This is a genomic window from Nocardioides campestrisoli, assembly GCF_013624435.2.
GTDB lineage: Bacteria > Actinomycetota > Actinomycetes > Propionibacteriales > Nocardioidaceae > Nocardioides > Nocardioides campestrisoli.
The window spans coordinates 4,075,401-4,100,943 of the sequence record NZ_CP061768.1; the positions used below are offsets into that span (position 1 = coordinate 4,075,401).

Below are 25,543 nucleotides of genomic sequence, written 5' to 3' on the forward strand. Positions count from 1 at the left end.
CCGGCGCTAGTTTCGATCCATGACCTGGACCACCGCCGATTCCGCGCACCCCGTGCTGAGGTGTGCCGACACGGTGCTCGCCGCGGTGCGGGAGGTCGACCGCGTGGACCCGGCGTTCATGACGACCACGCAGAAGCGGACGGCGCTGCTCGAGCTCGCACGGGCTCGCGCCCAGGTGGAGGCGGTCTGGCTCCGGGTCCTCGACAGCGCCGGCGACCTGGCCGGCCTCACCGGCGAACGGGACGCGGCCGCCTGGCTCGCCGCGCACGCCCGGATGGACCGCGGCACCGCGTCCGGCGCCCAGCGGCTGGCGGGCGGGCTGGCCCACACCTGGCAGGCGACCGGCGCCGCGGTGCAGTCCGGCGAGGTCGCCGTCGCGCAGGCCAGGGTGATCATCCGCTGCCTGGACGACCTGGCCTCGGTCGGGACCGACTCCCGGGGAGTGCCCGACGGTCAGGGCGAGCCGGTCTCCGCCGAGGTCCTGGGGCTGGCGGAGGCCCGGCTGATCGAGCTGGCCGCGCTGCACTCCCCGGGCGAGCTCCGCACCCTCGGGGGGAAGATCCTCAGCACCGTGGCGCCCGAGGTGGCCGACGAGACCGAACGCCGCCGCCTCGAGGCTGCGGAGCGCCGGGCCGGAGCGGCCACCAGGCTCACGATGCGCCGCCGCGGCGACGGCTCGACCGACGTGCACGCCCGGATCCCCGAGGCGCTGGCCACCCGGCTCAAGACCTACCTCGACGCCTTCACCGCGCCGCGCACCGCTGCCGGGCCCCGATGGACCCCAGGGCGGGGGATCGTCGACCCGGCCACCGGGATCAAGCTCCCCTTCGACCGGGTGCAGGGACAGGCGTTCTGCGCGCTGCTGGAGTGTCTGCCCGCGGAGGTCATGCCGCTGCACGGCGGCTCCGCGACCAGCCTGGTCGTCACCGTCGACCTGGAGACGCTGAGGACCGGGCTCGGGGAGGCCACCACGCTCGGCGCGCCGGCCGACACCTCCCGGATCACCGCGGGCGAGGCGCGCCGCCTGGCCTGCCAGGCCACGATCATCCCGGCGGTCCTGGGCACCGACTCCGAGGTCTTCGACCTCGGGCGGAGCAGCCGGCTCTTCACCCGCGGACAGCGCCTCAAGACGGCCCTGGAACACCCCACCTGCCGCACGATCGGCTGCTCGGTGCCGGCCACCATGTGCGAGGCCCACCACGGCCGCGATCCCTGGTGCCGCGGCGGCACGACCGACCAGGCCGACCTGACGCACCTCTGCCCCTGGCACCACCACCGCGCCCACGACCCCGACTACCTGACGAAGCGCCTGGCCAACGGCGACGTGCGCTTCCACCGGCGGCGGTAGGCCGATGAGCAGAGACCAGCAGGCCGGCGCCGAGAGGGCCGGTGTGACCGCCCGACGTACCGTGGCGCCATGCCCTCCGAGCCGACCCAGACCGGATCCCCGGCCACCGGCGCCGACGCCCTGCTCGTGGGCTGCGGGGACCTGGGCACCAGCATCGGGTTCCGGCTGGCCGCCCGCGGACAGCGCGTCGTGGCGCTCCGGCGGCGCGCCGACCTCGTCCCCCCGCCCCTGGAGGGGATCGCGGCCGACCTCACCGCCGGACCACCCGCCCTGCCTCCGATGGACCTCGAACACCTCGTGGTCGCGCTCACCGCGCGCCCACGCAGCGAGGAGGCCTACCGGTCGACGTACGTCGAGGGCCTGGGCTACGCGCTCGACGGGCTCGAGGCCGTCGGGGCGATCCCGCGGCGGGCCGTCCTGGTCTCCTCCACCGCGGTCTACGGGGTGGTGGCCGAGGGTGAGCTGGTCGACGAGTCGACGCACGCCCGCCCGGCCGACGGACCGGGGCGGATGCTCCTGGAGGCCGAGCGGCTCTTCCTCCAGCGCGTGCCGCACGGCACCGTGCTCCGGCTCTCCGGGCTCTACGGGCGCGGACCCAGCCGGTTCGCCGACCAGGTGCTCTCGGGGAAGGTCACCGACCCGGACCGGTGGACCAACCGCCTGCACCGAGACGACGCCGCGGAGGCGGTGGTCCACCTGCTCACCCGGCCGGTCGCGCCGGGGCCCCTCTACGTCGGCACCGACGACGAGCCGGCCGTGCTGGGCGAGGTCGCGGCGTACCTCGCCCAGCGGATCGGCGGCCCCCGCCCGCCGAAGCCGTCGGTCCCCCACCGGCACGGCAAGCGCCTCTCCAACGCCCGGCTCCGGGCGACCGGCTGGGAGCCGGCCTACCCGAGCTACCGGGAGGGCTACCGGGACTACCCGGCGCTGGGCACCGCCACCTGAGCCTTGGCCATGTCCCGGCCGGCGCGCATCCCGAAGACCACGGCGGGGCCGATGGTCGAGCCGGGACCGGGGTAGGTCCGACCCATCACCGACGCGGAGTTGTTGCCCGCGGAGTAGAGCCCCTCGATCACCGAGCCGTCCTCGCGCAGCGCCCGGCCCTCGGTGTCGGTGACCACGCCACCCTTGGTGCCGAGGTCGCCGATGACGACCTTGAACGCCGTGAACGGACCCTTCTCCAGCGGGCCCAGGCACGGGTTGGGGCGCACGGTCGGGTCGCCGTAGTAGCGGTCGTACGCCGAGTTGCCGCGACCGAAATCACCGTCGACCCCCGAGCGGGCGAAGCCGTTGAACCGCTCCACCGTGGACCCCAGCCGGGCCGGGTCGATCTTCAGCTTGCGCGCGAGCTCGTCGATCGAGTCGGCCTTGACCATGATCCCGGCCTCGACCATCTCCTTGTTCTTGCGCGGGTCCATGGCATAGGTGCGCAGGTAGCGACGGGCGTGCCGGCGGTCGCTGATCATCCAGTACGTCCCGTCCTTGTCGTGCTCGAGCATGTGGTGCCCGAGGTCGACGTAGGACTCGGACTCGTTGGCGAACCGGTCGCCGCGCGAGTCGACGATGATCGAGTAGGGGAAGGACCGCTCGCTCACGATGAAGGCAGGGCTCTCCCCGTCGCCGACCGGCGCGATCGAGGCGCCCCACCAGGCGTCGTCCATCAGCTCGAGCGCCGCACCGGCGCGGGCGGCGATCTCGATCGGGGCGCCGAGGTTGCCGGGGGCGCCCGACGGCGAGCCGTCGATGCCGTGGTGCTTGCGGCGCATCTCCTTGTTGTGGTCGAAGCCGCCGGCGGCGAGCATCACGCCGCGGGTCGCCCGCACGGTGACCGGGCGCCCACCGCGGGTGAGCCGCACGCCGACGACCCGGTCGTCCTCGATCACCAGGTCCTCGAGCGGCGACTCGAGCCACAGCTCGGCGCCGTTGCGCTGGACCACGACGTCGAGCATCGCCGAGGCGAACCCGGCACCGATGCCGGCTAGCTTCTTGCCACGCACGACGCCGCTCAGGGCGCGGCCGACGAGCTGGGCGCCGCGCGTGGCGCCGGAGACGGTCACCCAGGAGCGACCCAGCAGCCAGACGTCGTCGGTCTTGACCGGGAGGCCGGCCGGGGCCTGGCAGCACTTCCACCAGTCACCGATCCGCTTGAGGTCGAAGGGCTTGACCTCGAGCCCGCGGCCGATCTTGCCGCCCGGCAGCTCGGGGTAGTAGTCGGCGTAGTCGGGGGCGCGGACCAGCTCCACGCCGTACTTCTCCACGGTCTCGACGAAGTCGTCGATGCCGTCGACGAACGCCTCCTTGCGCTCACGCGAGGTGGACCGCCCCTCCTCGCCGACGGTCGCCTCCAGGTAGGCCAGCGCCTCCTGGCGGGAGTCCCCGACACCGTCGCGACGCATCAGCGGGTTGTTCGGCATCCACATCCCGCCGCCGGACATGGCGGTGTTGCCGCCCCACTTGGCGGTGCTCTCCACCATCAGGACGCTCAGCCCCTCGTCGGTGGCGGCCAGCGCGGTCGCGAACCCCGCGGCGCCGGTCCCGACCACGACGACGTCGTAGGTGTGGTCAAAGCTGCTGGTGCTGCTCATCTCGGTGCTGCTCATCTCGGTGCTGGTCATCTCGGCTCTCCTCCTCGACCAACCGGACAACGTTGTCCGGTTCGTAGACTGCCCAGCATGCCTCCCTGCCCCCCCGAAGACAAGCGCGACCAGCCGTCCGCGCAGCTTCCTCCGCGACGTCCGGCCCGACAGCCCCAGCCGCGGGAGCACAACCGCGGTCCGGCCGCGGCTGCGGAGAACCGCGCGGCGATCCTCCGGGCCGCTCGGAGGCTCTTCGCCGAGCGCGGCTACCACGTGCCGCTGAACGCGATCGCCCGCGAGGCGGGGGTCGGGCAGGGCGTGCTCTACCGGCACTTCCCGGGCCGGCACGACCTCGCCTTCGCGGTCTTCGAGGAGAACTTCGCCGAGCTGGAGGAGGTCGCTCAGGGCACCGACGCCCAGGTCTTCGAGCGGCTGCTGAGCACCCTGGTCGAGCTGATCGTCGGCTCCGCCGCCTTCGTCGAGATGGTGGTCGACGCCCGACGCAGCCTGCCGACGTACGACGGCGACGAGCGCCTGCGTCGCCTGCTGGAGCGTGCGCTGGCGACCTCGCAGGCGGCCGGCGCGATCACCGAGGACCTCGCGGTCGACGACGTGCTGCTGGCGGTCCGGATGGTCTACGGCGTCGTCGCCACCGCGGCGGACGCGGAGTCCGCGCGGCTCGGCGTCGCCCAGGCCCGGCGGCTGCTGGGCGACTGGGCCTAGATCGTTGGGGCCTAGCGCGCGGGGGGCTAGCGCGCAGGCCTAGCCAACAGGGCTGGAGCTCGACGGCTCAGGCGCCACAGCCGCAGGACCCGCAGGCGCCGCCGCAGACCGAGGCGCCACGCTCCTCCGGCGTCTCGTCGACGTGGTCGTGGGCGTACTGCAGGGCGTTCATGTAGACGCCGCTGGGCTGGGGGCCGCCCACGCCGTACTTGCGGTCGATCACCAGGTACGGCGCGGCGCCGAAACCGATCTGCGCGGCGGTCGCCTCGTCCACCCGGACGTCGTACCCGTACTCGTCGTTGCCGAGGATCCGCTCCGTGTCGGCCGCGTCCACACCGGCCTCGGTGGCGAGCCGGAGCAGCACCGCCGGGTCGGTGGGCGACTCCTGCTCGGTCACGAACGCCTTCATCATCAACTCGCGGAGCTGGTCGGCGCGGCCGGCAGCGGCGGCCAGCGCGACCACCCGGTGCGCGTCGTACGTCTTCGGGCGCTCGACCTGGTAGGCGTGCCAGAGGATCTCGACCTCGTCGCCGTGCTCCCACTCGGCGAGGGCCGACTCCAGCGCCACCTTCGCGAGGTAGCTGTCGAGGTGGGCCAGGTCGGCCCAGATGTCGATGATCACGGCGCCCACGGTACGCCGCGCCCGGTCAGTCGAAGCAGGCGAGCCAGGCCGGGCGGGACGGCACGGAGCGCACGCCTGGGCGACGGACGACGTTGCCGTCCCCGATCTCGCGCCCGACCTGGGCCACCAGCTCGATCCGGTCGCGCACGTCCCGGGCCGCGACCTGCCAGCAGGACCACGACGGACCCAGCCACGGGTCGAGCAGCGAGACCCCGCCCGGCGGACGCTCGCCCCCACCGGTCGACGCCAGGTCCTGGACTCCCGGCTGCACACCGATCAGCACCCCGGCGCACGCCAGGGCGACCAGCTGAGCCCGAGCCACCCGTTCCTCACCTCTCCCGCCACCAGTCCCCGTACGGCGCCCTGCCGTCTCGTGCGACCACCCCTGCACAACCCTCCGGGAGACCGCAGGACCACGGCGAGACCAGACGAACGTGCCATCGCGGTCACCCTCGGTCATCGCCACAATGGGGCATCGGGGGTCCCGCGCAGGTCCCGCGCAAGCCCCGAGCAAGTCCCGCGCCGGCACCGGCCGGCCGACGGCGGCACACCAGGGAAGAACGACGACACCAGGATGGTTGAACTTTCTATGAAGAAGATCGGATTCCTCTCGTTCGGCCACTGGACGCCGTCGCCGCACTCGCAGACCAGGTCGGCAGCCGACACGCTGCTCCAGTCCATCGACCTCGCCGTCGCGGCCGAAGAGCTCGGCGCCGACGGTGCGTACTTCCGGGTGCACCACTTCGCCCGGCAGCTCGCCTCGCCGTTCCCGCTGCTGGCGGCCGTCGGCGCGCGCACCAGCCGGATCGAGATCGGCACCGGCGTGATCGACATGCGCTACGAGAACCCGCTCTACATGGCCGAGGACGCCGGCTCCGCGGACCTGATCTCGGGTGGCAGGCTCCAGCTCGGCGTCAGCCGGGGATCACCGGAGCAGGTCGTCGACGGCTGGCGCTACTTCGGCTTCCAGCCCGCGCCGGGCCCCGACGGCCAGCCGGGCGACCCCGCCCAGATGGCGCGCCAGCACACCGAGGTGCTGCTGGAGATCCTCAAGGGGGAGGGGTTCGCCGAGCCGCACCCGCGGCCGATGTTCCCCAACCCGCCGGGGCTGCTGCGGATCGAGCCGCACTCGCCCGGGCTGCGCGAGCGCATCTGGTGGGGCGCCGGGTCGCGGGCCACCGCCGAGTGGGCGGGCGAGAAGGGGATGCACCTGATGAGCTCGACGCTGCTCACCGAGGACACCGGCGTCCCGTTCCACGAGCTGCAGGCCGAGCAGATCCAGCGGTTCCGCGACGCCTGGAAGGCCGCAGGGCACGCCCACGAGCCGCGGGTCTCGGTCAGCCGCAGCATCTTCCCCCTCGTCGACGACCGGGACCGCGCGTACTTCGGCGCCGAGGGCACCGGCCAGGACCAGGTCGGCCAGCTCGAGGGCGGCCGGGCGCGTTTCGGCAAGTCGTACGCCGCGGAGCCCGACGTGCTGGTCGAGCAGCTGCGGGAGGACACCGCGATCGCCGCCGCGGACACCCTGCTGCTCACCGTGCCCAACCAGCTCGGCGTGGACTACAACGCCCACGTGCTGGAGAGCATCCTCACCCACGTGGCTCCGGCGCTCGGCTGGCGCTGACCACGGCGGGTCGGGCCGACCCGCGTCCGTGCCGAGGATGAAGTGGGGCACTCTTGGGCACAGACGGCCGGACCAACGGCCCGCGGACGACGGAGATCACCAGTGCTGGGCAGAAGAAGGACGCCACCTGCGCAGGCGGTCGCGCCTGCCACCCCGCCGATGCCGCCGGCGGCTCCGCCTCCGCCGCCGACCCGGGGCGACGTGCTCGACCGGGTCGGCGGGCGGATGGCGTCCTGGGCGCTGCGCTTCCTGCTGATCGGCGCCGCGACCGTGGTCCTCTTCTGGGTGCTCGGCAAGATCTGGGACGTCACCCTGCCCGTGGTGCTGGGTCTGCTGCTGGCCACCGTGCTGTGGCCGCCGACCCGGCAGCTGCGCAAGGTGATGCCGGACTCGCTCGCCGCCCTGATCTCCCTGCTGGCAGGGATCGGCGCGCTGGTGGGCCTGGTCTTCGTACTCGCCCCGCAGGTCATGGGGCAGTGGAAGGAGGTCTCCGACGCCGCGATCGAGGGGATCGAGGAGCTGCGCGACCTGATCGCCGGCGAGCCGTTCTACGTCGACAGCGAGCAGATCAACGACCTCTTCACCCAGGTGATGGAGCAGGCGCAGGGCAACGCCAGCTCCATCGCCAGCGGCGTGCTGACCGGGGTCAGCACGGCGACGTCGTACCTGATCACCACCGTGCTCGCGCTGGTGCTCTGCTTCTTCTTCCTCAAGGACGGGCCGAAGTTCATCCCCTGGGCCCGGGACCTGGCCGGTGACCGCGCGGCGCCGCACGTCGCCGAGGTCGCTCAGCGGCTCTGGACCACCCTCAGCGGCTTCATCAAGGCCCAGGCCGCGGTCGGCCTGGTCGACGCGGTCGCGATCGGCATCGGCCTGGCCGTCCTCGGCGTTCCCTTCGCGCTCCCGCTCTCGGTGCTGATCTTCTTCGGTGCCTTCATCCCGATCATCGGGGCGTTCCTCACCGGGGCGATCGCGGCGCTGGTCGCGCTGGTCACCGACGGGCCGACGAACGCGCTGATCGTGGTGATCCTGATCGTGATCGTCCAGCAGCTGGAGGGCAACGTGCTCCAGCCGCTCCTGGTCGGGCGCACCCTGTCGATGCACCCCGCGCTGGTGATCCTCGCGGTCACGGCCGGTGGCGCACTGGCGGGCATCGTCGGGATGTTCCTGTCGGTGCCGCTGCTCGCGGTCACGGTCTCGCTGGTGCGCTACGCCCGGGAGCAGCTCGACGCCGAGACCGGTGAGGGGCCACCGGTCGAGCTGGACGCGGAGCAGACCGGCTAGCGGGGCAGCAGCGCCCGGACCCGCGCGGCCAGCTCGACGGACGCCTCGATCTCGGCACGGCGTACGGCGACGCTCTCCACGTTGAACCCGATCGGCGCCCCGAGCCGGTCCGCGAAGGCGACCAGCTCGGTGGCCGTGGCCAGGCACTGGTCGAACGACTCGGCCAGGGTGTCCTCGGTGTGCCGCAGCTCGTTCTGGATCCACCGCGGGACACGGACGCCGAGCCACTGGAGGAAGTCCAGGGTCTTGGCCGACCCGCAGACCGAGAGGGTGAAGAGCACCGGGACCGGCGCCACGCCCTCCTCCCGGCACGCGTAGGTGTAGTCCGAGAGCAGGTCCTTGGCGGCGTTGAGGTCGTAGACGACCTGGGTGATGAAGAACGAGCAGCCGCGCGCCTGCTTGGCCAGCAGCCGGGCGTCCTCGCCGCCCCGGTCGACGTGCCGCTCGGGGATCGCGACGGCCCCGAGCATCAGGTCCGGGCGGTGCTCGGTACGCAGCTCCTGGGCCCGGGGCAGGCTGGTGCGGACCGGCTTGCCACGGGAGGACGCGCCGACGAAGACGGTCAGCACCCGGTCGGCGTCCTGGGCGCGCAGCCAGCCGGTGAGGTGCTCCTCCTCGTACTTGCCGACGCAGCGGTAGATGACCACCGGCTTCTCCCAGCCCACCAGGCGCTCGGCGAACTCGGCCGGGTCGATCGTGGAGGCGAACGGGAAGGGCCGCTCGGCAGCGTTGCGGTCGCTCTCGTCGTCGATGTCGTAGAGCACGATGCCGTCGAGGTCGAGCCCGGCCAGCCGTTCCAGGGTGCGGTCGGCGACCTCCTGCACCTTCTCCGGGGTGCTGGTGCTGCGTGGCGGGGTCAGCCCGAAGAGGACGACGCCGCCCCGCCGGTCCGCCAGCGAGGCGACCAGCTCTGGTCCGTTCAGCACTCGGCCCCGCCCTCCACGAACCAGCCCCCGCTGGCCGCGCGCGTCGCGGCCAGCACGACGACCACCTTGCCGTCGACCAGCACCGAGAGCTCGGCCTGGCTGGTGGTGCGGGAGTCGACACGCAGCTCGCCGCCCGTCTTCAGCCACGACGCAGCCGCCTCCCGCAGGGTCGTGGTGGCGGCAGGCTCGGCCGGCCGCCCGCTCATGAAGACCGACGGGGGGCCGCCGGCGCAGTCGAGCCGCGCGGTCATCGCCTCCCAGCGCTGCTGGTGCGCCTGGTCCTGCTCACCCGGCTGGCCACCGGAAGCACCGGGCCCGGGCTCGATCACCGGCTGGTCCATCGCCCGCAGGAAGGCGACGAGGTCGTCGGGCGCGGAGAGGACGCCCGGGACGATGCCCTCGGCCTTGTCGAGACCCGCAACCCGGTCCGCGGGCGCCGAGGTCAGCCGCACCTCGCGGCAGCCGAAGTCGTCAACGACCACGCCGGTCAGGTCGCCCTCGTGGGCGATCACCAGCACCCGCCGGGGTCCGAGCTCCATCGTGCAGGCCCGGTCCGGCTCGGCCGGGACCAGCCCCGCGAGCGCCTTGTCGATCCGCGGCAGGCTGTCGGGGTCGACGGCCTGTGCCGTGCCCACCCGCTGCCAGGTCGAGCCACCGCTCTCCTCCGCGCTGCCGACCGACGGCTCGTAGCGGCAGACCCACGCCTGCTGGGCGTCGGACAGCGCCGGGGCGGAGGCCGCGGGCTCGCCCAGCCGGGACTGGTCCGCCTCGTCGGGCTCGGGCAGGTCGGCCGGGCAGACCTCGCCCGCCGACTCGGCCAGCTCGTCGCTCGGGGAGGCCGAGGCCTCCGTCCCGGTCCCGCCGGAGCCGGAGGACCCGTCGTCGGTGCCGCACCCGGCCAGCAGGGCCAGGCCCAGCAGGCCGGCCGCCGCCGCGGCGGTGGGACGAGCGGAGAGCGGGCCACGACGGGGCAGGCCGGTACGGGACAGGCCCGTACGAGGCAGGCCAGTACGGGGCAGGACGGTGCGGAAGAAGGCGGGCATGCCAGTGGGACGGAGCGCGCGGCCGGTGGGTTCCCTCACCCCGCCAGGGTCTCATCCACCGGTGGCGAGGCCGGCAGCGTGACCACGAACGTGGTCCCCTCCCCCAGCCTCGAGCTGACCGTGATCGTCCCTCCGTGCCGCTCCACGGCCTGCCGGACGATCGAGAGCCCGAGGCCACTGCCGGGGATCGCGAGCGCCTCGGGGTTGGTGGAGCGGAAGAACTCCTGGAACAGGTGCGCCTGGTCCTGCTCGGACATCCCCATCCCGGTGTCGGCGACCTCGAGGACCAGCTGCTCGTCGCGGTCCTCCAGGCGCACCCAGATGGTCCCGCCGGCGGGGGTGTACTTGACCGCGTTGCTGAGCAGGTTGGTGACGACCAGCTCGAGCTGGGGGCGCTCGCCCCAGGCCTGCACGGGCGTGCCGGGCAGGTCCCGTCGCAGGGTCAGGTCCTTGCGCAGCAGCTCGACCCCGATGAGCTCGGCGACGTCCTCGACCAACGCGGCCACATCGACCGGGGCGGGCTCGAACGCCTCTGCCTCCTCGGCGGTGCGGGAGAGCACGAGCAGGTCCTCCACCAGCCGCTGCATCCGCTTCCCGCCGCGTCCGATCACCTCCACCGAGTGCAGGACGCCGCGGGCCAGGTCCGGGTCGCCGTCCAGCAGCTCGGCGTGCCCCAGGATCGCGGTCAGCGGGTTCTTCAGCTCGTGGGCCAGCGTGGCGATCAGCCGGGCCTTGTAGCCGTTGACCTCCCGCAGCTCGGCGACGATCCGGCGCTCCTTCTCGAAGGCCCGAGCGGTGGCCAGCGCCCGCCCGAGGTCGCGCCCGATGTCGAGGGCTGCCCGCTGCTCGCCCGGCGTCCAGCCGTCGTCGGTGTCGTGCCGGCTCAGCACCAGGGCGCCCAGGCACTCCTCGCCGTCGCCCAGCGGCACACAGAGCAACCGGGTGATCGAGAGCTCGCGCATCAGGTCGCGGATCCGCTGCTGCTCGCGCACCGAGAGCACCCCGGCCGGCGACATGTGTCCCTCGAAGACCGCGACCTCGCGACTCTCCCAGACCGCGCGGGCGACGGTGCGGCCGATCAGCTTGAGCTCGTAGGAGAGCTCCAGGTCGAGGCCGCGGGAGCTGCGCGTGGAGTCCTGCCCGAGCTCGTCCTCCCCCTTGAAGACCTGGATCCAGACCCCGGAGGCGCGGAAGCCCGCGAGGATCGCGCGCTGGGAGACCTCGACGACGCGGTTCAGCGCCAGCTCGGAGCTCACCGCACGGACGATCGCCCGCGACGCGGCGGCCAGACGGACCTGCTCGGTCAGCTCGGCGTCCAGGGGGGTGGTCATCGTGAGGGCTCTCTCGCACGGGCCCCGGGCCAGGGCATCCGCCACGACCGTACGGTTACCGGCGGGTACTCGTCCTAGGTTCGGGGAAAGCGGGGATCGCAGACCTCAATGGTCTGGACGGGTGTCCGAGAGGGTGTACGTGGCCGCCGCACCCTCTCTGCTGGAGTACGGCGGCCACTGTGGACTACAAGTACCCACCAACGCTCCGCCCTCACCCGGATTAGTCACTCTGCGCACGAGAATCTCGCGCGGGCCCCTCACCGGCTTCGGATCCGGGCATGACCTGGACCCCCCGGACCTGGTCCTCGACCACCCGGGCGGCGATCTGGGCGAGCTTGATGTTCAGGTCCTGGGAGGCCTGGCGCAGCACCCGGAAGGCCTCCTCGTCGGAGATGCCGTGGGCCACCATGAGGATCCCGGTGGCCTTGCCGATCACCCGGTTGCTGAGCAGTCCCTCGCGCAGGCTCTCGGCCCGCCGGTGCTCCGCAGCCCCCGCGAGGGTGACCGAGGCGAAGGCGGCCAGCAGGGCCCCGAGCCGGGCCGAGCCCTCGTCCAGCGCGCCCGGCGTCTCCGAGAAGAGGTTGAGGGAGCCGGCCATCTGGTCGCCCACCCGGATCCGGTAGCCGATCCCGCCGCGTACCGGGGTCTCCGCCAGGACCCGGGCGCTGAACGCCGGCCACGTGGGATCGACGGTGAGGTCGGAGTCCATCTGGAACGCCTCGTCGACGATCGCGTCGAAGCAGGGGCCCTCGCGCAGCTCGCCCTGGATCTGCTCAGCCAGCTGGGCGACCGCGCTGGTCGCTCCGTGCACGGTCAGCTCGCGGCCGCCGCGCAGGATGGCGATGGCCGCGTGGTCGCAGCCGGGCACCAGCTCGACGGTCAGGGACGAGATCTCGGCGTAGATCTCGTCGTAGTCGGTTCGGCCGTAGAGGATCTCGGCCAGCGCGCTCATGGCCTTGGTGACTTCCTCGGGGATCTGCTCCTGCACGTCAGTGAGTATGAGGCCAACACACGCGGACCGCACAGACTCACCGGTCCGGACCCGTGCCCGGTGTGGGCCGGGCCACTTGCGCCGCGAGGGAGGCCGGTGCCTGGACGCAGTAGGAGTCGGTGAGCAGCTCGGTCAGCTCCTCCCAGTCGGTCGCCTCGTCGAGCAGCAGCCCGATCACGTTGCCGCCCCATCCGACCTTGAAGTAGGGGTCGCCGAGGTGCTCGAACGCCGCCACCTCGTCGGGCTCGCCGCGGAAGGTGATTCGGAACCGCTGGTCCTCGCCGCCGAACACGTGGGCCACCGTGGCGTTCCCCACCCGCCACCGGACGCCGGTCCAGGCGGGCTCCTGGCGACACGAGGGCAACGCGGCGAGCACCCGGTCGATCCGGGTCACCCATTCCTCCGGGACCAGGGGCCGGTCAGCGAGTGCCATGCTCCGAGCCTGCCACGCGCCACGGACACCGGGGCTGGACACGGGCCTGGCCGCCGGTCGCCTCTGCCACGATCGCCGGATGAACCGGTACACCCACGGCCATGCCGAGTCCGTCCTGCGCTCCCACCGGTGGCGCACCGCGGAGAACTCCGCTCCGCACCTGCTCCCGCACCTGCGGCCCGACATGACGCTGCTCGACGTCGGAGCGGGCCCGGGCACGATCAGCGTCGACCTGGCCGGCCGGGTGGCGTCGGTGACCGCCACCGAGATCAGCGAGGAGGCGTTGTCGCTCAGCCGGGCGCTCGCGGCGGAGCGCGGCGTGACCATGCGCTTCGAGGTCCAGGACGTGCACGCGCTCGACCTGCCCGACGACGCCTTCGACGTCGCGCACGCCCACCAGGTCCTCCAGCACGTCGCCGACCCGGTCCAGGCGCTGCGGGAGATACGCCGGGTCACCCGACCGGGCGGCCTGGTCGCGGTCCGCGACAGCGACTACCGCGGGTTCACCTGGTTCCCGGTGCTGCCGGAGCTCGACGAGTGGATGGCGCTCTACCAGGAGGCGGCGCGGGCCAACGGGGGCGAGCCGGACGCCGGGCGACGACTGCTCTCCTGGGCGCGCGCGGCCGGGTTCGAGGAGATCACCGCGACCTCCTCCACCTGGTGCTTCGCCGACGAGGCCGACCGGGCGTGGTGGGGCGGCATGTGGGCCGACCGGATCCTCGACTCGGCGATGGCCGACCAGCTGGTCGACGAGGGCCGTGCGACGCGCGCGGACCTGGAGCGGATCTCCGGCGGCTGGCGCCGGTGGGCGGTCGACCCCGACGGCTGGTTCTCCGTGCTGCACGGCGAGCTGCTGTGCCGGGCCTGACCGCGGACTATCGTCGAAGGCGTGTCCTCCTCCCCGTCCGAGTCCGAGTCCGAGCCCGAGCCCGAGCCCGAGTCCACGACCAGCGAGCCCGTCCTGCGCGAGGCCCGGTTCGACCAGCTGACCACCGCGGAGCTCTACGCCCTGCTCCGGCTCCGCGTCGACGTCTTCGTGGTCGAGCAGGCGTGCGCCTACCCCGACATCGACGGCCGCGACGACGAGCCCGGCACCGTCCACGTGTGGCTCGAGCAGCACGGTGAGGTGCTGGCCGCCCTGCGCGTGCTCGAGGACCCCGACGCCACCGCGATCGGTCGGGTCGTCACCCGGGCCGACCAGCGTGGGCACGGGTACGCCGCCCGGCTGCTCACCGCGGCGCTGGACCGGATCGCTGACCGGGCCCGGACCGGCACCGGTCCCAGGACGGTGCGGATCGGCGCCCAGACCTACCTCGAGCACTGGTACGCCCGGTTCGGCTTCGTCCGGACGGGCCCGGACTACCTCGAGGACGACATCCCGCACCTACCGATGGAGCTGACGCTGACTGGCTGACGGGCTGGCGGGCTGGCGGGCTGGCGGGCTGGCGGGCTGGCGGGCTGGCGGGCTGGCGGGCTGGCGGGCTGGCGGGCTGGCGGGCTGGCGGGTCAGGATGTGAGCAAGCCGACGGGCTCGGCCGGCCCGGTCAGGCTGGACCCCGGCCGCTTGGGGGCGGTCTGCTTCACTGGCCCGATGACCACCACGCGCGCCCTCGTGGCGCCCTCCGCGGGCGCCCCCTTCGAGCAGCGGACCATCCAGCACCGCGAGCTCCGCGACGACGACATCCTCATCGACATCGCCTACGCCGGCATCTGCCACAGCGACATCCACCAGGTCCGGGAGGAGTGGGGCAAGGCCATCTTCCCGATGGTCCCCGGCCACGAGATCGCGGGCACCGTGGCCGCGGTCGGGCCCGGCGTGACCAGCCACCAGGTCGGCGACCGGGTGGGCGTCGGCTGCATGGTCGACAGCTGCGGCGAGTGCGAGTACTGCAAGGACGGCCAGGAGCAGTACTGCGAGAAGGGCGCGGTGATGACCTACAACGGCCGCGGCTACGACGGTGAGGAGACCAAGGGCGGCTACGCCCAGCAGGTCGTCGTCTCCGAGCGGTTCGCGGTCAACATCCCCGACGGCATCGGCCTGGACGAGGCCGCGCCGCTGCTCTGCGCCGGCATCACCACCTGGAGCCCGCTGCGCCGCTACGGCGTCGGCCCCGGCAGCAAGGTCGCGGTGATCGGTCTGGGCGGCCTGGGCCACATGGCGGTCAAGCTGGCCGCCGCGCTGGGCGCCGAGGTCACGGTGCTGAGCCGGAGCGAGGCCAAGCGCAAGGACGCCGAGGAGCTGGGCGCCACGTCGTACGCCGCGACCGAGGACGCCGAGAACCTCAAGCCCTTGCGGAGCTCCTTCGACGTCATCATCAACACCGTCAGCGCGGACCTGCCGATCGCCAGCTACCTGCGGCTGCTCAAGCCCCTCGGCACCCTGGTCAACGTGGGTCTGCCGCCGAGCGCCTTCGAGGTGCCGCCGGGCATGCTGATCGGCGGCAGCCGGTCGATCGCCGGCTCCAACATCGGCGGCATCCCGGCGACCCAGGAGATGCTCGACTTCTGCGCCGAGCACGGGATCGGCGCGACGATCGAGACGATCTCCGCCGACCAGGTCGACGAGGCCTACGACCGGGTGGTCGACGGCGACGTGCGCTACCGGGTCGTGATCGACACCTCGACCCTGGGTTGATCGTCCTGGGTTGATCCACCCACGCTGATCACTCCGGGTTGATCCACCCACGCTGATCCACCAGGGCTGACGCCTGCTCAGCCACCCGCGCTCGGGCCGGGACCGGAGACCCTGGTCCCGGCCCGGGCCGGTGCCTACAGTCGAGGGATGAGCGCCGCCGCCGATCAGCGCCGGACGATCCTGGTGACCGGTGCCGCCGGTCCTGCGGGTCGCACCCTCGGCGCGCAGCTGGCGCGGACCCCCGACGCCGCAGGACTGCGGGTGCTGGGGGTCGACCTGGCCCCGGCCGAGGTCCCCGGCTACGAGCAGGTCGGCCCGGTCACCGGGGCGCTCGACCACGACTACGAGCAGGCGATGATCGAGCTGCTCAGCCGGATCGGGCCGGACCTGGTGCTGCCCACCGTCGCCGAGGAGTTGCCTCGCCTCGCGACGCTCGGCGCGGCCACCGGACTGGGCAGCCTCCTGGTGCTCTCCGCGCCCGCCTCGGCCGCGATCGCCTCCGACAAGCTGCTCACCATGTGGGCGCTGGACCGCGCCGGGGTGCCGGTGCCGCAGTTCGGGGCCGCGGACCGTCTCGGCTCTGCTGAGGACGCCCTGGCCTGGGCCGGTGGCCCGTTCGTCGTCAAGCCGCGGGTGGCCCGGGGCGGACGCGGGGTGCACGTCGTGGAGGCGGCCGACGACCCGGCCTGGCAGCAGCTCGACGGCTCCTGGGTGGTGCAGTCCTTCGCCCCGGGCACCGAGTACAGCCCGCAGGTCTACCGGTCCCCGGCGACCGGGGCGTGCGTCGTGGTGGTGCTGGAGAAGACCGGACGCAAGCAGGGCCGGGTGGGCAACGCGACGTCGGTGACCCGGCTGCCGGACGGTGCCGCCCCGGACGTCGCCCAGGTCGCGGCGGCGGCGGTGACCGCGCTGGACCTGGTCGGGCCGATCGACCTCGACGTCCGCCGGACGACGGACGGCTCCCCGGTGGTGCTCGAGGTCAACGCGCGGTTCGGGGCGGTCTGCGCCGAGGCTCCCGAGCTGCTCGGCTGCGTCCTCGAGCAGTGGCCCGGATGAGAGATGCTCTCCCTCCTGGCCGCCTTCCTCCTGGTCATCGCCCTCCCGCTGGCCCTGCTGGCGGTGATCCGGCTGCTGCTGGTGCCGTGCGCGGTCCTCTTCGAGCTCCGGCAGCGCCGCCGGTCGCCGGGCCCGGCGGGCTGCGGGCCCTACTTCGCCGAGCCGCCGCTGGTCAGCGTGGTGGTGCCCGCCTTCCGTGAGGGGGTGGTGATCGACAACTGCCTGCAGTCGGTGCTGCGCAGCGACTACCCCCGGCTCGAGGTGGTCTGCGTGGACGACGGGTCCCCCGACGACACCTTCACGCGGATGGTCCGGATCGCGGAGGCACACCCCGGCCGGGTGACCGCGCTGCGGCAGGAGAACGCCGGCAAGGGCGCGGCGCTCAACACCGGGATCGCCACCGCCCGCGGGGACGTGCTGATCCTGGTGGATGCCGACGGGCTGTTCCGTCCCGACACGGTCGTGCGGATGCTGCGCGGCTTCCGCGGTCCGGGCATCGGCGCGGTCTGCGGCAACGACCGCCCGGTCAACCTCGACCGGGTGCAGACCCGCCTGCTCGCGCTGATCAGCCACGTCGGGACCGGGCTGATGCGACGCGCCCTCGACGTCCTCGGCTGCCTGCCGATCGTCTCGGGCAACAGCGGCGCCTTCCGCCGCGACGTGCTGGCGCGCACCGGGCCGCTGCGCACCGACACCCTCGGCGAGGACCTCGAGCTCACCTGGCGGGTGCACCGGGCCGGGTTCCAGGTGGCGTTCGCCCCCGACGCCCTGGTGTACGCCGAGTCCCCCTCCACCCTGCGCGGCCTGTGGCGCCAGCGGGTGCGCTGGGCCCGCGGCCTGCTCCAGGTCACCTCGATGCACTGGACGGTGCTGGGCAACCCGCGGTACGGCCGGTTTGGCCTCTACCTGCTCTTCAACGCCGGCAGCCAGCTCGTCGCCCCGTTCGCGCAGGTCGCCGGGCTGGTCGCGCTGGTCGCCCTGGTGGCGGTCGACGGCACCCGGTGGCTGCCCGACGGGTGGTGGGTCTGGGTGGTGGTGCTGGGCATCCCGCTGGCGCTGGGGCTGCTGCTGCTCGCCTGCCTGCTCGACCGGGCCCTGGGCGACCTGCGCTACCTGTGGACGGTCGTGCTGTGGCCGCTCTACTCGACCCTGATGACCTTCGTCATGCTCGACGCCGTCAGGCTCGAGCTCGGCAACGCGGAGAACCGATGGAACAAGCTCGAACGCACCGGGACCGTGTCAGTGGCGGAAGTCCGAGACGACGATGGCCCTGGCTCCTGATCCTCGTCGTGCCGATGGTCCTCACGCTGACCGCCACCCTGCTGATCGCCCGCCCCTGGGAGGAGCTGCCCACGTTGCGTCCTGACGAGCGCCCCGACCAGCTCCGCTCGCTCAGCGTCGACTTCGACACCCTGGTCGACCCGACGACGAACTGGCGGGCCATCGACGACCGGCTCGACCAGGTGGGCGCGACCGCCGTCGACCTCAACGCCGGGCGGGTGGAGTTCACCGCCTTCGACTGGGACGAGCACCCGGACGCGGCGGCCCAGCCGGGCTTCGACCACATCAAGCGCGCCGCCAGCGCACTCTCGCAGACCGCGGACGGCGCTCCCCGGCCGATCGCGCTGATCGTCGACGCCTACGTGCCGTCCTGGATCGAGGAGGAGCCGGAGGTCGCGGGCGTCTCCGTGGACGGCGCCCGGTCGCCGTACCAGGCCTCGGCCAGCCAGCTGGCCGAGGGCGAGGTGGGCGACCGGCTGGTCGACTACGTGGCGGCGCTGGGCGCCCGCTACGAGCCGAGCCAGATCGCGGTCACCGAGCTCTTCCTCAACCGCTACACCTTCGGCGACGAAGACTTCGCGCTCTTCCGGGAGATGACCGGCGAGCAGGACTGGCCACGCACCCGCGACGGGCAGATCGACGAGGACGGCGCGACCCTGACCGCCTGGCGGGCCGAGGTGCTGGCCGGGCTGATGGGCCGGATGCGGGCCGCGCTGGACGAGGTCGACGGCGGGCGCGGGGCCCAGATCGAGCTGGCGATGGACGTACGGCTCGACTGGGAGAACCCGGCGGTCGGCTCCCTGGGCAGCGGTCACGACTACTCCGTGCTCCTCGAGGCGGTCGACCGGCTGGTGCTCTGGGCCTACGTCTACGAGACCCGCGACCCAGCGGAGATCGAGGAGGTGACCGCCGGGCTGGAGGCCGCAGGGTTGGACATGTCGCGCTTCACCATCTCCGTCGGGCTCTGGGTCAAGGGCCCCGGGGGCAACGTCGAGGAGGCAATCACGCCAGCACGGCTCGTCGACTCGGTCCGCGCCGCCCAGACCCACGGGATCACCAGCGTCAACGTGACCCCGCTGCGACTGATGTCGGACGCCGCGTGGTCGGCGCTCGCCTCCGTGTGGGCCCCCGAGGCCGAGGACGCCGGCTCCGACTAGGCACCCTGCTGCTCGGGCTGCTCGGGCTGCTGGGGTTGCTGGGGTTGCTCAGGCTGCTCGGGCTGCTCGGGCTGCTGGGGTTGCTGGGGTTGCTCAGGCTGCTCGGGCTGCTCGGGTTGCCTGAGCGGAAGGTCGGGGAGCAGGGCCTCGACCTGGGTCCCCTCGCCCAGCTGGCTGGTGATGCTCAGCGTCCCCCCGTGCTGCTCGACCACCGACTTGGCCACCGAGAGGCCGAGCCCCAGGCCGGGGACCTGGCGACGGCGACTGTCCGAGCTCCGGAAGAAGGGCTCGGTGAGCCGCGGCAGCTCGTCCGGCGCGATCCCCGCCCCCTGGTCCGCCACCCGGATCCGGGCGGCCCGCTGCCCCTGGGGCCCCTGGGCGCGCTCGGCACTGACCTCGATCCGACTGCCGGGGCCGCTGTACTTGAGCGCGTTGCTGATCAGGTTGTCCACCACGTGCCGCAGGCGCTCCGCGTCGGAGACGAGCGGCACGGAGGCGTCCCCGGTGACCTCCAGGGCGACCTCGGCGCCCCGGGCCATCGGTGTCTCGCTGGCGACCGAGGCGTGCAGGACGTCCGCCACGTCGATCAGCTCGGGCGTCATCGGCAGCCCCGAGGCAGCCCGGGCCCGCAGCAGCAGGTCGTCGACCAGGGCTCGGAGCCGTCGGGCGTTGCGCGCGATCACCTCCAGGTAGGAACGCTGCTCCTCGTCGAGCCGGTCGCCCTCCAGCTGCAGGAGGTCGAGGTAGCCCAGGATCGAGACCAGCGGCGTCCGCAGCTCGTGGCTCACCATGCTCAAGAGCCTCTCCCGCGCCCGCTCCTCGGCGTGCCGCTCGGTGGTGTCGGTGACGACGAAGAGGTAGCCGGGCGGGAGCGGGTCGTCGGCCGTCTCCAGGCCCGGGCGGCGGGTGGCGACGTACTCGAGGTGGCGCTCGCTGCCGTCGGGCATGGTCCGCACGAGCTGGCCGACCTCGGTCTCCCCCACCGCCACCTCCTCCTGCGGCAGGCTCAGGGGGCGCCCGGGACCACCGCCTCCGCCCTCGGGCGGCGCGTCCTGGCGGCGGAGCGTGCCGGACAGGTCCCCGAGCCGGGTGCCGACCAGCTGCTCCTGAGGGACCCCGAGCAACCGCTCGGCGCCGGCGTTCGCCAGCAGCACCACCCCGTCCTCGTCGGTGGCGACGATCGCCTGCTCCGTCGCCGCGGCGAGGACGCTGCGCAGCAGGTCGCGGGAGCGGCGCAGGTCGCGGGCGGCCGCCTCCACCTCGTCGCGAGCCTCCTCGAGCTCACGGGCCTGCCGGCGCACCGTGTCCGCGGTGGCGTGCAGCCCCAGCACCACGACGGTGAGGATGAGCAGCGTGAGCAGGGCCCGGACGAACGGGAAGTCCGGGTCCGGGATCAGGAGCACCGGCACGAACAGGACCAGGGAGAACCCGACGAGCGCCAGGCCCACACCCAGGAGGCCGGGGGCCAGCGCCAGGTTGATCGCCGGCAGGAAGAGCAGGAAGTCCAGGCTGCCGCGCTCCTGCCCCGCCCCGAGGTCGATCAGCGCGGCCGCCAGCAGGGGTGGCACGACCAGGAGGTACCGCCAACCCCGTGCGAGCCGAGCCCACGGCACGAGCGCGGCGGCGACCTGCATGGCGACGACCAGCGCCGCGCCCACCACCAGCAGTACCGGGTGACGCGGGGTGACCGCCAGCGGGACCAGGGCGACGGTCAGCAGGTAGACCACGGTGATCGGGAGCTGCCGCACGGCCGCTCCCTGGGGGGTGAAGCCGTACTCCCACAGGTGGGAGCCGCGTGCCCGCATCCGCTCCACCGCCTCGGAGAGCATCACTCCCGCCCGGTGTCGCCGCCCCCGGCGCCGGCGTCCTCCTCGTAGCCGTGACCGGTGTCGGCCCCCTGCCCGTCCATCGCGGGCTGCCCGGTGACCGCGTGGGCGGGGACCAGGGTGTCGGTGGCCCGCACGGTCTCCAACGGCTCCACCTCCCGGGCCGGGCTGAACCGTGCCCAGTAGCGCGCGGTCGTCCGGACGACGTCGGGCTGCATGTACTCCCGGTGCGACTGGGAGACGAACGCCGCCAGCATCTTCAGCTTGGTCTCGACGAACCCCTCGACGTCGACGAACCGGTTGGGCGCGAAGTCCACCGTCGACGACGGGCTCTGGAAGCACCAGATCGAGGGGACCCCACGGGCGCCGATCTCGACCGCGGAGTGCACGGCCCGGTGGTCCTGGTGCCGGTCGTGGACCCCGTGGGTGTAGATCCGGTCCGGATCCACTGCCGCGACGACCTGCTCCACCGAGGTGATCAGGCCCTCCGCGGGGACCAGGTGGGTGTCGGGGTACTCCAGGTGGATCAGCCGGGCACCGACCACCGCGGCTGCGTTGGCCGCCTCGCTGCGGCGGTCCTGGGTGTCGCCGCCGACCGCGCCACCGGACATGATCATGATCGTCAGGTCGTCGCCGGCGGCGGCGTGCGCGGCCAGGGTCGCCCCGATGCCGATCTCCACGTCGTCGGGGTGGGACCCGACCGCCAGCACCCGCTGCTGCTTCCCACCCCGGCGCTGGCGGGTCACCCGTGCCAGCTCGGTGGCCCGTTCGACCAGGGCGCTGGTCGGCACCGGCTTGGTGAGGAACTCGTCGGCGGACTCGCGGAGCGCCACGACCGCATTGTCGAAGGTCGGGTACGCGGTCAGGATGATGATCGCCAGGTCGGGGTCGACCCGCCGCACGGTCGGCAGGATCTCCAGCCCGGAGCGGCCGGGCAGCATGATGTCGCTGATCAGCACGTCGTACGCGCCAGGCCTCAGCAGGGCGAGCGCCTCGTCGGCGGTCCCGGCCACGTCGACGGCGAATCCCCCGTGGCGGGTCAGCGCGATCCGGATGAAGGCGGCCGAGTCCTCGGCGTCCTCCAGCACCAGCGCCCTCAGCTGCTCCTCGGCCATGGGGTGACACCTCCGCGCTCGTCGGGCCTCCACCGTAGGCACGGGAGGCCCGGGACCACACGGGTCGGAGGTCCCGGGGACGGGCGGGGCTCGTCAGCCCCGCGCCTCGGGGGCCTGCAGTGCCTGCAGCGGCTCGTCGGGCAGCTGCGCGAGCCACTCCGGCAGGCGCAGCGCGGCGTCGCCGAGGTACTCCGGCTGAGCCCGGACCGGGGTGCCGTCGGTCCCGGTGAAGACGACCCGGTGGCCGGGCCAGGTCCGGGTCGTGCTGGAGTCCGGGCCCTGCCACAGCACCAGCGCCGCGGGCTCGTCCAGCAGGTGCAGCATCTGCTCGGCGGCCTGGTTCGGGGAGTCGTAGCCGGCCGCCCGGCTCTCCTGCCAGACCACCACGTAGATCGGCAGGTCACGCTCCGCGATGGCTGCGGCGATCGCCGCCTCCCCCTGCTCGTCGAGCAGCGGACGGCCGTCGTCGCTCACGTGCACCCGGTCGTCGCGCAACCCCTCGACCGCCGCCAGCACCCGGTCGCCCGCACCACCGAAGGCCCGCTCGTCGGCATCCTCCAGCCAGGTCAGGACGCCCAGGGCTGCCCCGGCGCCCAGCAGCAGCGCCAGCACCAGCCGGAGCAGGGCGGCCCTCATCGGCCCAGCCCCCGTGCCTGCTCCCGGACCCGCTCCTCGGCCGCCACCTGGTGCCACAGCTCCTCGACGAAGGCGCCGTACCCGGTGCGTGCCCACACGGAGTCCTGCTCGTACCAGGGCCGCGTGCGCCCCAGCAGGCCGGCGGGCACGCGCATCGGGCGCAGGGCGTCCTCGGCCACCGCCCGGCACCGGCCGCAGACCGGCACCTCGAGCCGGGTGTCGGCCACAGGCACGCTGCGCCGGTGCACACCCTCGCCGTGCCGGGGGTCGAAGAAGCACGGGCGGTACGGCGTCGCCGCACCGCGACGCCCCTTCCCCTTCCTCCCTGCACGCGCGGGAGCACCGGCCAGTGCCCGGTCGGCGGTCCGGACCAGCACCAGGGCGCCCACCAGGTCGGCCAGGTCGGAGTCGGCGGTGCCACAGCGCGCCAGGATCGCTCGCGCCGCGTCGTAGGAGCCGTCGACCAGGACCCGGAAGTCCGGCTCGTCCGGCCGGGTCGCGTCCGTGCCGGACCGGCGGGCCGCCAGCGCGTCGAGCTCGGCCTCCGCGGTGGCGCGGACCTCGGCGGGTCCGGGAAGCGCCTGCCCGGCGGGCACTCCGCCGGGTCGACGGGCGGGCCTGCGGGCGGGTCCGGGCGTCGGCTGCGGCTCGCGCCGGGCCGCTCGCCACCGGGCGACCGCGCGCATCAGCAGCCAGGAGCCCGCGGCGACGACACCGAACGCGACCATCGCCGCCACGGCAGGGTCGACGGGTGCCGAGGACCCGGAGCCGGGCTCCCACCGCGCCGGCGCCGCCCACGGGGTCTCCTCGGCGAACGAGCGGTACTCGCCCCCGCCGATCTCCCCCTCCCGGCTGAGCACCGTGAGGTCGCGAGCCACCCGTCCCGGCAGGCTCGGCTCGGAGGTCGCGCCGCCGCGCGGCGCGTGGTCGAGCCAGGCCTGGCTGAGCAGCGTCTGCTCGGGCACGTCGCCGAAGCCGACCACCTCCGCCCCGTGGGCCATCGGGTCGGTGTGCACCACGAAGACGCCGTCGCCCCCGAGCCGGTCCTGCAGCAGGGTGGCGAGCTCGCGGTCGGGGTCGTCGCCGGAGAGGCCCGGCGGCGGTGGCGCCAGCACGACGTACGCCGGGAAGCCGGCCTCGTCGACGATCTCACGCAGGCCCTCGCGGACTTCCTCGGTCCGCCCGTTGCCGAAGAGCGGGTGGACCAGCACGGGGTCCTCGCGCAGCGCCTCGACGATCTGGTCCAGCCCGGCCCGGTCGCTGCCGGGGGCCGGCGTGCTCATCGGGAGCGGCCCCCGGGGCGGCTGCGCAGTCGGCGCACGAGGTCCGGTTCCAGCGCACCGAAGCCGGTGGAGGCCCAGGGTTCACGGTCGGTCTCGAAGTAGTGCTCGGGGCGCCCGCGCACCACCACGTCGAGGATGTCCGGACGTCGTCCGGCCCCCAGGTCGCGACGGCAGGCCTGGCACACCGGCGCCTTCACCGTTCGGCCCTCGTGCTCCAGCGTGCGGTCCCCCCGGGCCCGGCCGTGCAGCGGGTTGAGGAAGCACGGGGTGGTCGGGGCGAACGCCTTGCCCCGCTTGGCCGCCGCCAGCGCCTCCTGGCCCCGGGCCGCCAGGACGATCGCGCCCACGGCGTCCAGCGGGTCGACCTCGCCGGCCGCTGCGTCCGCGGGCAGCACCCGGCCCGCGACCTCGTAGTGGTCCAGCGCCGCCGCCCAGGCGGCGCTGTCGGAGCCGCGCAGCTCGGCGGCGTCGATCGCCTCGCCGAGGGCGAGCACGTCCTTGCGGGCGCGGCGTACCAGCTCGGCTTCACCGGCGGCGCGGACCCGCTCGAGCACCGAGTCTGGCAGCGCGAAGGTCCGCGGCGCGGTACGGCGGTCGCGGATCGCGGCCAGCAGCCGCCGGCCGGCGACCAGCAGCACCACGGCGACCAGCGCGAGGGTCACCAGCTCGGCCGCGCCTGTGCCGTCGTCGCCGGGGGTCGCGCGGCCGTCGGCTGAGGTCGAGGAGCGCTCCTCCCGCGAGCGGTCCAGCGCGACGGTCCGGCCCTCCCGCGCGTCGGTGACCGTCTCGCGGAAGTCGCCGGCGGCGAGGCTCTCGACCACCCGGAGCAGACCGTCCCCCAGCTCGTACGGCGTCCCCACCCCGTCGGGCTGCACGTTGCCGGCGGTCAGCACCAGCTCGACGTCGTCGGTCAGGTCGGTCGAGCCGTCGACCTCGCCCCACTGGCGCACTGCCAGGTTGAGACCGGACCCGTTGGGCAGCCGCGGGTAGCCGGTGGCGCTGTCGTCCAGGTGCCGCCAGACGTTGTTGACCCCGACGTAGAGGCCGTCGGGACCGCCGGCGTCGTGCACCCGGACGAGCAGGTCGTCGCCGTGGTGGATGCCGCCGCCCTGCTCGGGCGGCTCGACGAGGACCAGGTAGAGCGGGACATCGGCCTCACGCGCAGTCGCGGTGATCGCGGCCAGCTGCTCCGAGTCGATCCAGGTCTGCGTGCCTGGGCCCAGGTGCACCCCGGCCTCGCGCAGGTCGGCCACGACGGCGTCGAGGTCGGGGTCGGCCACGGGTCTCCTCCGGCGGGCGTCGGGCTGGCGTCGGCTGTGTCGAAACCGCGTCAGTCTCTCAAGCCGCTCCGGCGGCCCGCCGGGGTGGGCCGGGTCAGGCCGGGCTCACCAGGTGAGCTCGATCTCCAGCTCGTTCTCGTCGCCGCCGATCTCGAGCTCGATGTTCAGGTGCACCTGGTCGGGCACGTCGACGGTGATCCGGTGACCGTTCTTCTCGAACTCCACGGAGTTGTGGCGAGCCAGCGCGTCGGCCAGGGCGTGCAGCTTGGCGGCGGCCTCCTCGCGGCGCATCGTCTGGGACTGGTCGATCTCGAGCAGCTCGTCGCTCACGTGTCTCTCCTCTGGTCCTGACCCGTGCGGGTCGGATGATGCC

At 73.6% G+C, this 25,543-nt stretch carries 25 protein-coding genes; 11 read left to right on the top strand and 14 right to left on the bottom strand.

The annotated features are described in order from the left end of the window. Positions 1-19 precede the first annotated feature (19 nt). Together H8838_RS19275 and H8838_RS19280 are read left to right on the top strand one after the other, a co-directional pair. Positions 20-1,348 carry an HNH endonuclease signature motif containing protein gene (locus H8838_RS19275; protein WP_185994274.1) on the top strand — a complete coding sequence of 443 codons (1,329 nt, stop codon included), beginning with the start codon at positions 20-22 and terminating at the stop codon, positions 1,346-1,348. Positions 1,349-1,417: 69 nt separating this feature from the next. Next, positions 1,418-2,293 (top strand): NAD-dependent epimerase/dehydratase family protein, encoded by an 876-nt coding sequence (locus tag H8838_RS19280; RefSeq protein ID WP_181313197.1) that lies wholly within the window; start codon positions 1,418-1,420, stop codon positions 2,291-2,293. On the opposite strand, the gene H8838_RS19285 is transcribed toward H8838_RS19280, so the two are convergent. Beyond that, a complete protein-coding gene (locus tag H8838_RS19285) occupies positions 2,266-3,963 on the bottom strand; it encodes an FAD-binding protein (protein WP_224766269.1) in 1,698 nt (565 codons plus the stop codon). The genes H8838_RS19280 and H8838_RS19285 overlap by 28 nt on opposite strands. Before the next feature lie 57 nt (positions 3,964-4,020). Here H8838_RS19285 and H8838_RS19290 point away from each other — a divergent pair, with 57 nt between their 5' ends. Beyond that, the gene (locus tag H8838_RS19290; protein ID WP_185994273.1) at positions 4,021-4,647 is read left to right on the top strand and encodes a TetR/AcrR family transcriptional regulator; all 627 of its coding nucleotides are present in this window, start codon (positions 4,021-4,023) and stop codon (positions 4,645-4,647) included. A 67-nt stretch (positions 4,648-4,714) separates the two neighbouring features. Here H8838_RS19290 and H8838_RS19295 read toward each other — a convergent pair whose 3' ends face one another. Both H8838_RS19295 and H8838_RS19300 read right to left on the bottom strand, forming a co-directional pair. Further along, on the bottom strand, positions 4,715-5,269 hold the full coding sequence (locus H8838_RS19295) for a DsbA family protein (RefSeq protein ID WP_185994272.1): 555 nt from the start codon (positions 5,267-5,269) through the stop codon (positions 4,715-4,717). 25 nt (positions 5,270-5,294) lie between these two features. Continuing rightward, the gene (locus tag H8838_RS19300) at positions 5,295-5,591 is read right to left on the bottom strand and encodes a hypothetical protein (protein ID WP_185994271.1); all 297 of its coding nucleotides are present in this window, start codon (positions 5,589-5,591) and stop codon (positions 5,295-5,297) included. 267 nt (positions 5,592-5,858) lie between these two features. On the opposite strand from H8838_RS19300, the gene H8838_RS19305 reads away from it, so the two are divergent. Both H8838_RS19305 and H8838_RS19310 read left to right on the top strand, forming a co-directional pair. Beyond that, positions 5,859-6,893 (top strand): LLM class flavin-dependent oxidoreductase, encoded by a 1,035-nt coding sequence (locus tag H8838_RS19305; protein ID WP_181313200.1) that lies wholly within the window; start codon positions 5,859-5,861, stop codon positions 6,891-6,893. 159 nt (positions 6,894-7,052) lie between these two features. Next, entirely contained in the window at positions 7,053-8,177 is a 1,125-nt protein-coding gene (locus tag H8838_RS19310) for an AI-2E family transporter (protein WP_181313201.1), read from the top strand. On the opposite strand, the gene H8838_RS19315 is transcribed toward H8838_RS19310, so the two are convergent. The 5 genes from H8838_RS19315 to H8838_RS19335 all read right to left on the bottom strand — a co-directional run bounded on the left by H8838_RS19315 (position 8,174) and on the right by H8838_RS19335 (position 12,901). After that, the gene (locus H8838_RS19315) at positions 8,174-9,103 is read right to left on the bottom strand and encodes a methylenetetrahydrofolate reductase (RefSeq protein ID WP_224766270.1); all 930 of its coding nucleotides are present in this window, start codon (positions 9,101-9,103) and stop codon (positions 8,174-8,176) included. The two genes, H8838_RS19310 and H8838_RS19315, sit on opposite strands and share 4 nt — an antisense overlap. Further along, positions 9,097-10,185 carry a hypothetical protein gene (locus H8838_RS19320; RefSeq protein WP_185994270.1) on the bottom strand — a complete coding sequence of 363 codons (1,089 nt, stop codon included), beginning with the start codon at positions 10,183-10,185 and terminating at the stop codon, positions 9,097-9,099. Before H8838_RS19320 ends, H8838_RS19315 begins: the two co-directional genes overlap by 7 nt. Next, positions 10,182-11,477 carry a sensor histidine kinase gene (locus tag H8838_RS19325; RefSeq protein ID WP_185994269.1) on the bottom strand — a complete coding sequence of 432 codons (1,296 nt, stop codon included), beginning with the start codon at positions 11,475-11,477 and terminating at the stop codon, positions 10,182-10,184. The genes H8838_RS19320 and H8838_RS19325 overlap by 4 nt, the downstream gene beginning before the upstream one ends. A gap of 220 nt (positions 11,478-11,697) precedes the next feature. After that, positions 11,698-12,465, bottom strand: coding sequence for a GAF and ANTAR domain-containing protein (locus H8838_RS19330; RefSeq protein ID WP_185994268.1), 768 nt, complete (start codon positions 12,463-12,465; stop codon positions 11,698-11,700). Between the two features lie 40 nt (positions 12,466-12,505). Beyond that, positions 12,506-12,901 (bottom strand): MmcQ/YjbR family DNA-binding protein, encoded by a 396-nt coding sequence (locus H8838_RS19335; protein ID WP_181313205.1) that lies wholly within the window; start codon positions 12,899-12,901, stop codon positions 12,506-12,508. 79 nt (positions 12,902-12,980) lie between these two features. On the opposite strand from H8838_RS19335, the gene H8838_RS19340 reads away from it, so the two are divergent. The 6 genes from H8838_RS19340 (at position 12,981) to H8838_RS19365 (ending at position 19,030) form a co-directional block, all read left to right on the top strand. Continuing rightward, positions 12,981-13,769: a class I SAM-dependent methyltransferase gene (locus H8838_RS19340; RefSeq protein ID WP_181313206.1), complete on the top strand. Its 789-nt coding sequence runs from the start codon at positions 12,981-12,983 to the stop codon at positions 13,767-13,769. A gap of 21 nt (positions 13,770-13,790) precedes the next feature. Continuing rightward, positions 13,791-14,315 (top strand): GNAT family N-acetyltransferase, encoded by a 525-nt coding sequence (locus H8838_RS19345; protein WP_224766271.1) that lies wholly within the window; start codon positions 13,791-13,793, stop codon positions 14,313-14,315. Between the two features lie 177 nt (positions 14,316-14,492). Next, positions 14,493-15,536 carry an NAD(P)-dependent alcohol dehydrogenase gene (locus tag H8838_RS19350; RefSeq protein ID WP_185994267.1) on the top strand — a complete coding sequence of 348 codons (1,044 nt, stop codon included), beginning with the start codon at positions 14,493-14,495 and terminating at the stop codon, positions 15,534-15,536. A gap of 147 nt (positions 15,537-15,683) precedes the next feature. Further along, complete coding sequence (locus H8838_RS19355) at positions 15,684-16,592, top strand: ATP-grasp domain-containing protein (RefSeq protein WP_181313208.1); 909 nt, start codon at positions 15,684-15,686, stop codon at positions 16,590-16,592. Positions 16,593-16,595: 3 nt separating this feature from the next. Further along, positions 16,596-17,873, top strand: coding sequence for a glycosyltransferase (locus tag H8838_RS19360; protein WP_185994266.1), 1,278 nt, complete (start codon positions 16,596-16,598; stop codon positions 17,871-17,873). Positions 17,874-17,887: 14 nt separating this feature from the next. Then, positions 17,888-19,030, top strand: coding sequence for a hypothetical protein (locus H8838_RS19365; RefSeq protein ID WP_185994265.1), 1,143 nt, complete (start codon positions 17,888-17,890; stop codon positions 19,028-19,030). On the opposite strand, the gene H8838_RS19370 is transcribed toward H8838_RS19365, so the two are convergent. From H8838_RS19370 to H8838_RS19395, 6 genes are all read right to left on the bottom strand, one after another. Further along, on the bottom strand, positions 19,027-20,859 hold the full coding sequence (locus H8838_RS19370) for a sensor histidine kinase (protein ID WP_185994264.1): 1,833 nt from the start codon (positions 20,857-20,859) through the stop codon (positions 19,027-19,029). The two genes, H8838_RS19365 and H8838_RS19370, sit on opposite strands and share 4 nt — an antisense overlap. Next, complete coding sequence (locus tag H8838_RS19375) at positions 20,859-21,971, bottom strand: PIG-L family deacetylase (RefSeq protein ID WP_185994263.1); 1,113 nt, start codon at positions 21,969-21,971, stop codon at positions 20,859-20,861. The genes H8838_RS19370 and H8838_RS19375 overlap by 1 nt, the downstream gene beginning before the upstream one ends. 93 nt (positions 21,972-22,064) lie before the next feature. Next, positions 22,065-22,607, bottom strand: coding sequence for a hypothetical protein (locus tag H8838_RS19380; RefSeq protein WP_185994262.1), 543 nt, complete (start codon positions 22,605-22,607; stop codon positions 22,065-22,067). Next, on the bottom strand, positions 22,604-23,890 hold the full coding sequence (locus H8838_RS19385) for a hypothetical protein (protein ID WP_185994261.1): 1,287 nt from the start codon (positions 23,888-23,890) through the stop codon (positions 22,604-22,606). Before H8838_RS19385 ends, H8838_RS19380 begins: the two co-directional genes overlap by 4 nt. After that, positions 23,887-25,170 carry a hypothetical protein gene (locus H8838_RS19390; protein WP_185994260.1) on the bottom strand — a complete coding sequence of 428 codons (1,284 nt, stop codon included), beginning with the start codon at positions 25,168-25,170 and terminating at the stop codon, positions 23,887-23,889. The genes H8838_RS19385 and H8838_RS19390 overlap by 4 nt, the downstream gene beginning before the upstream one ends. Before the next feature lie 105 nt (positions 25,171-25,275). Next, positions 25,276-25,500, bottom strand: coding sequence for an amphi-Trp domain-containing protein (locus H8838_RS19395; RefSeq protein WP_181313216.1), 225 nt, complete (start codon positions 25,498-25,500; stop codon positions 25,276-25,278). Between the last annotated feature and the right edge of the window lie 43 nt (positions 25,501-25,543).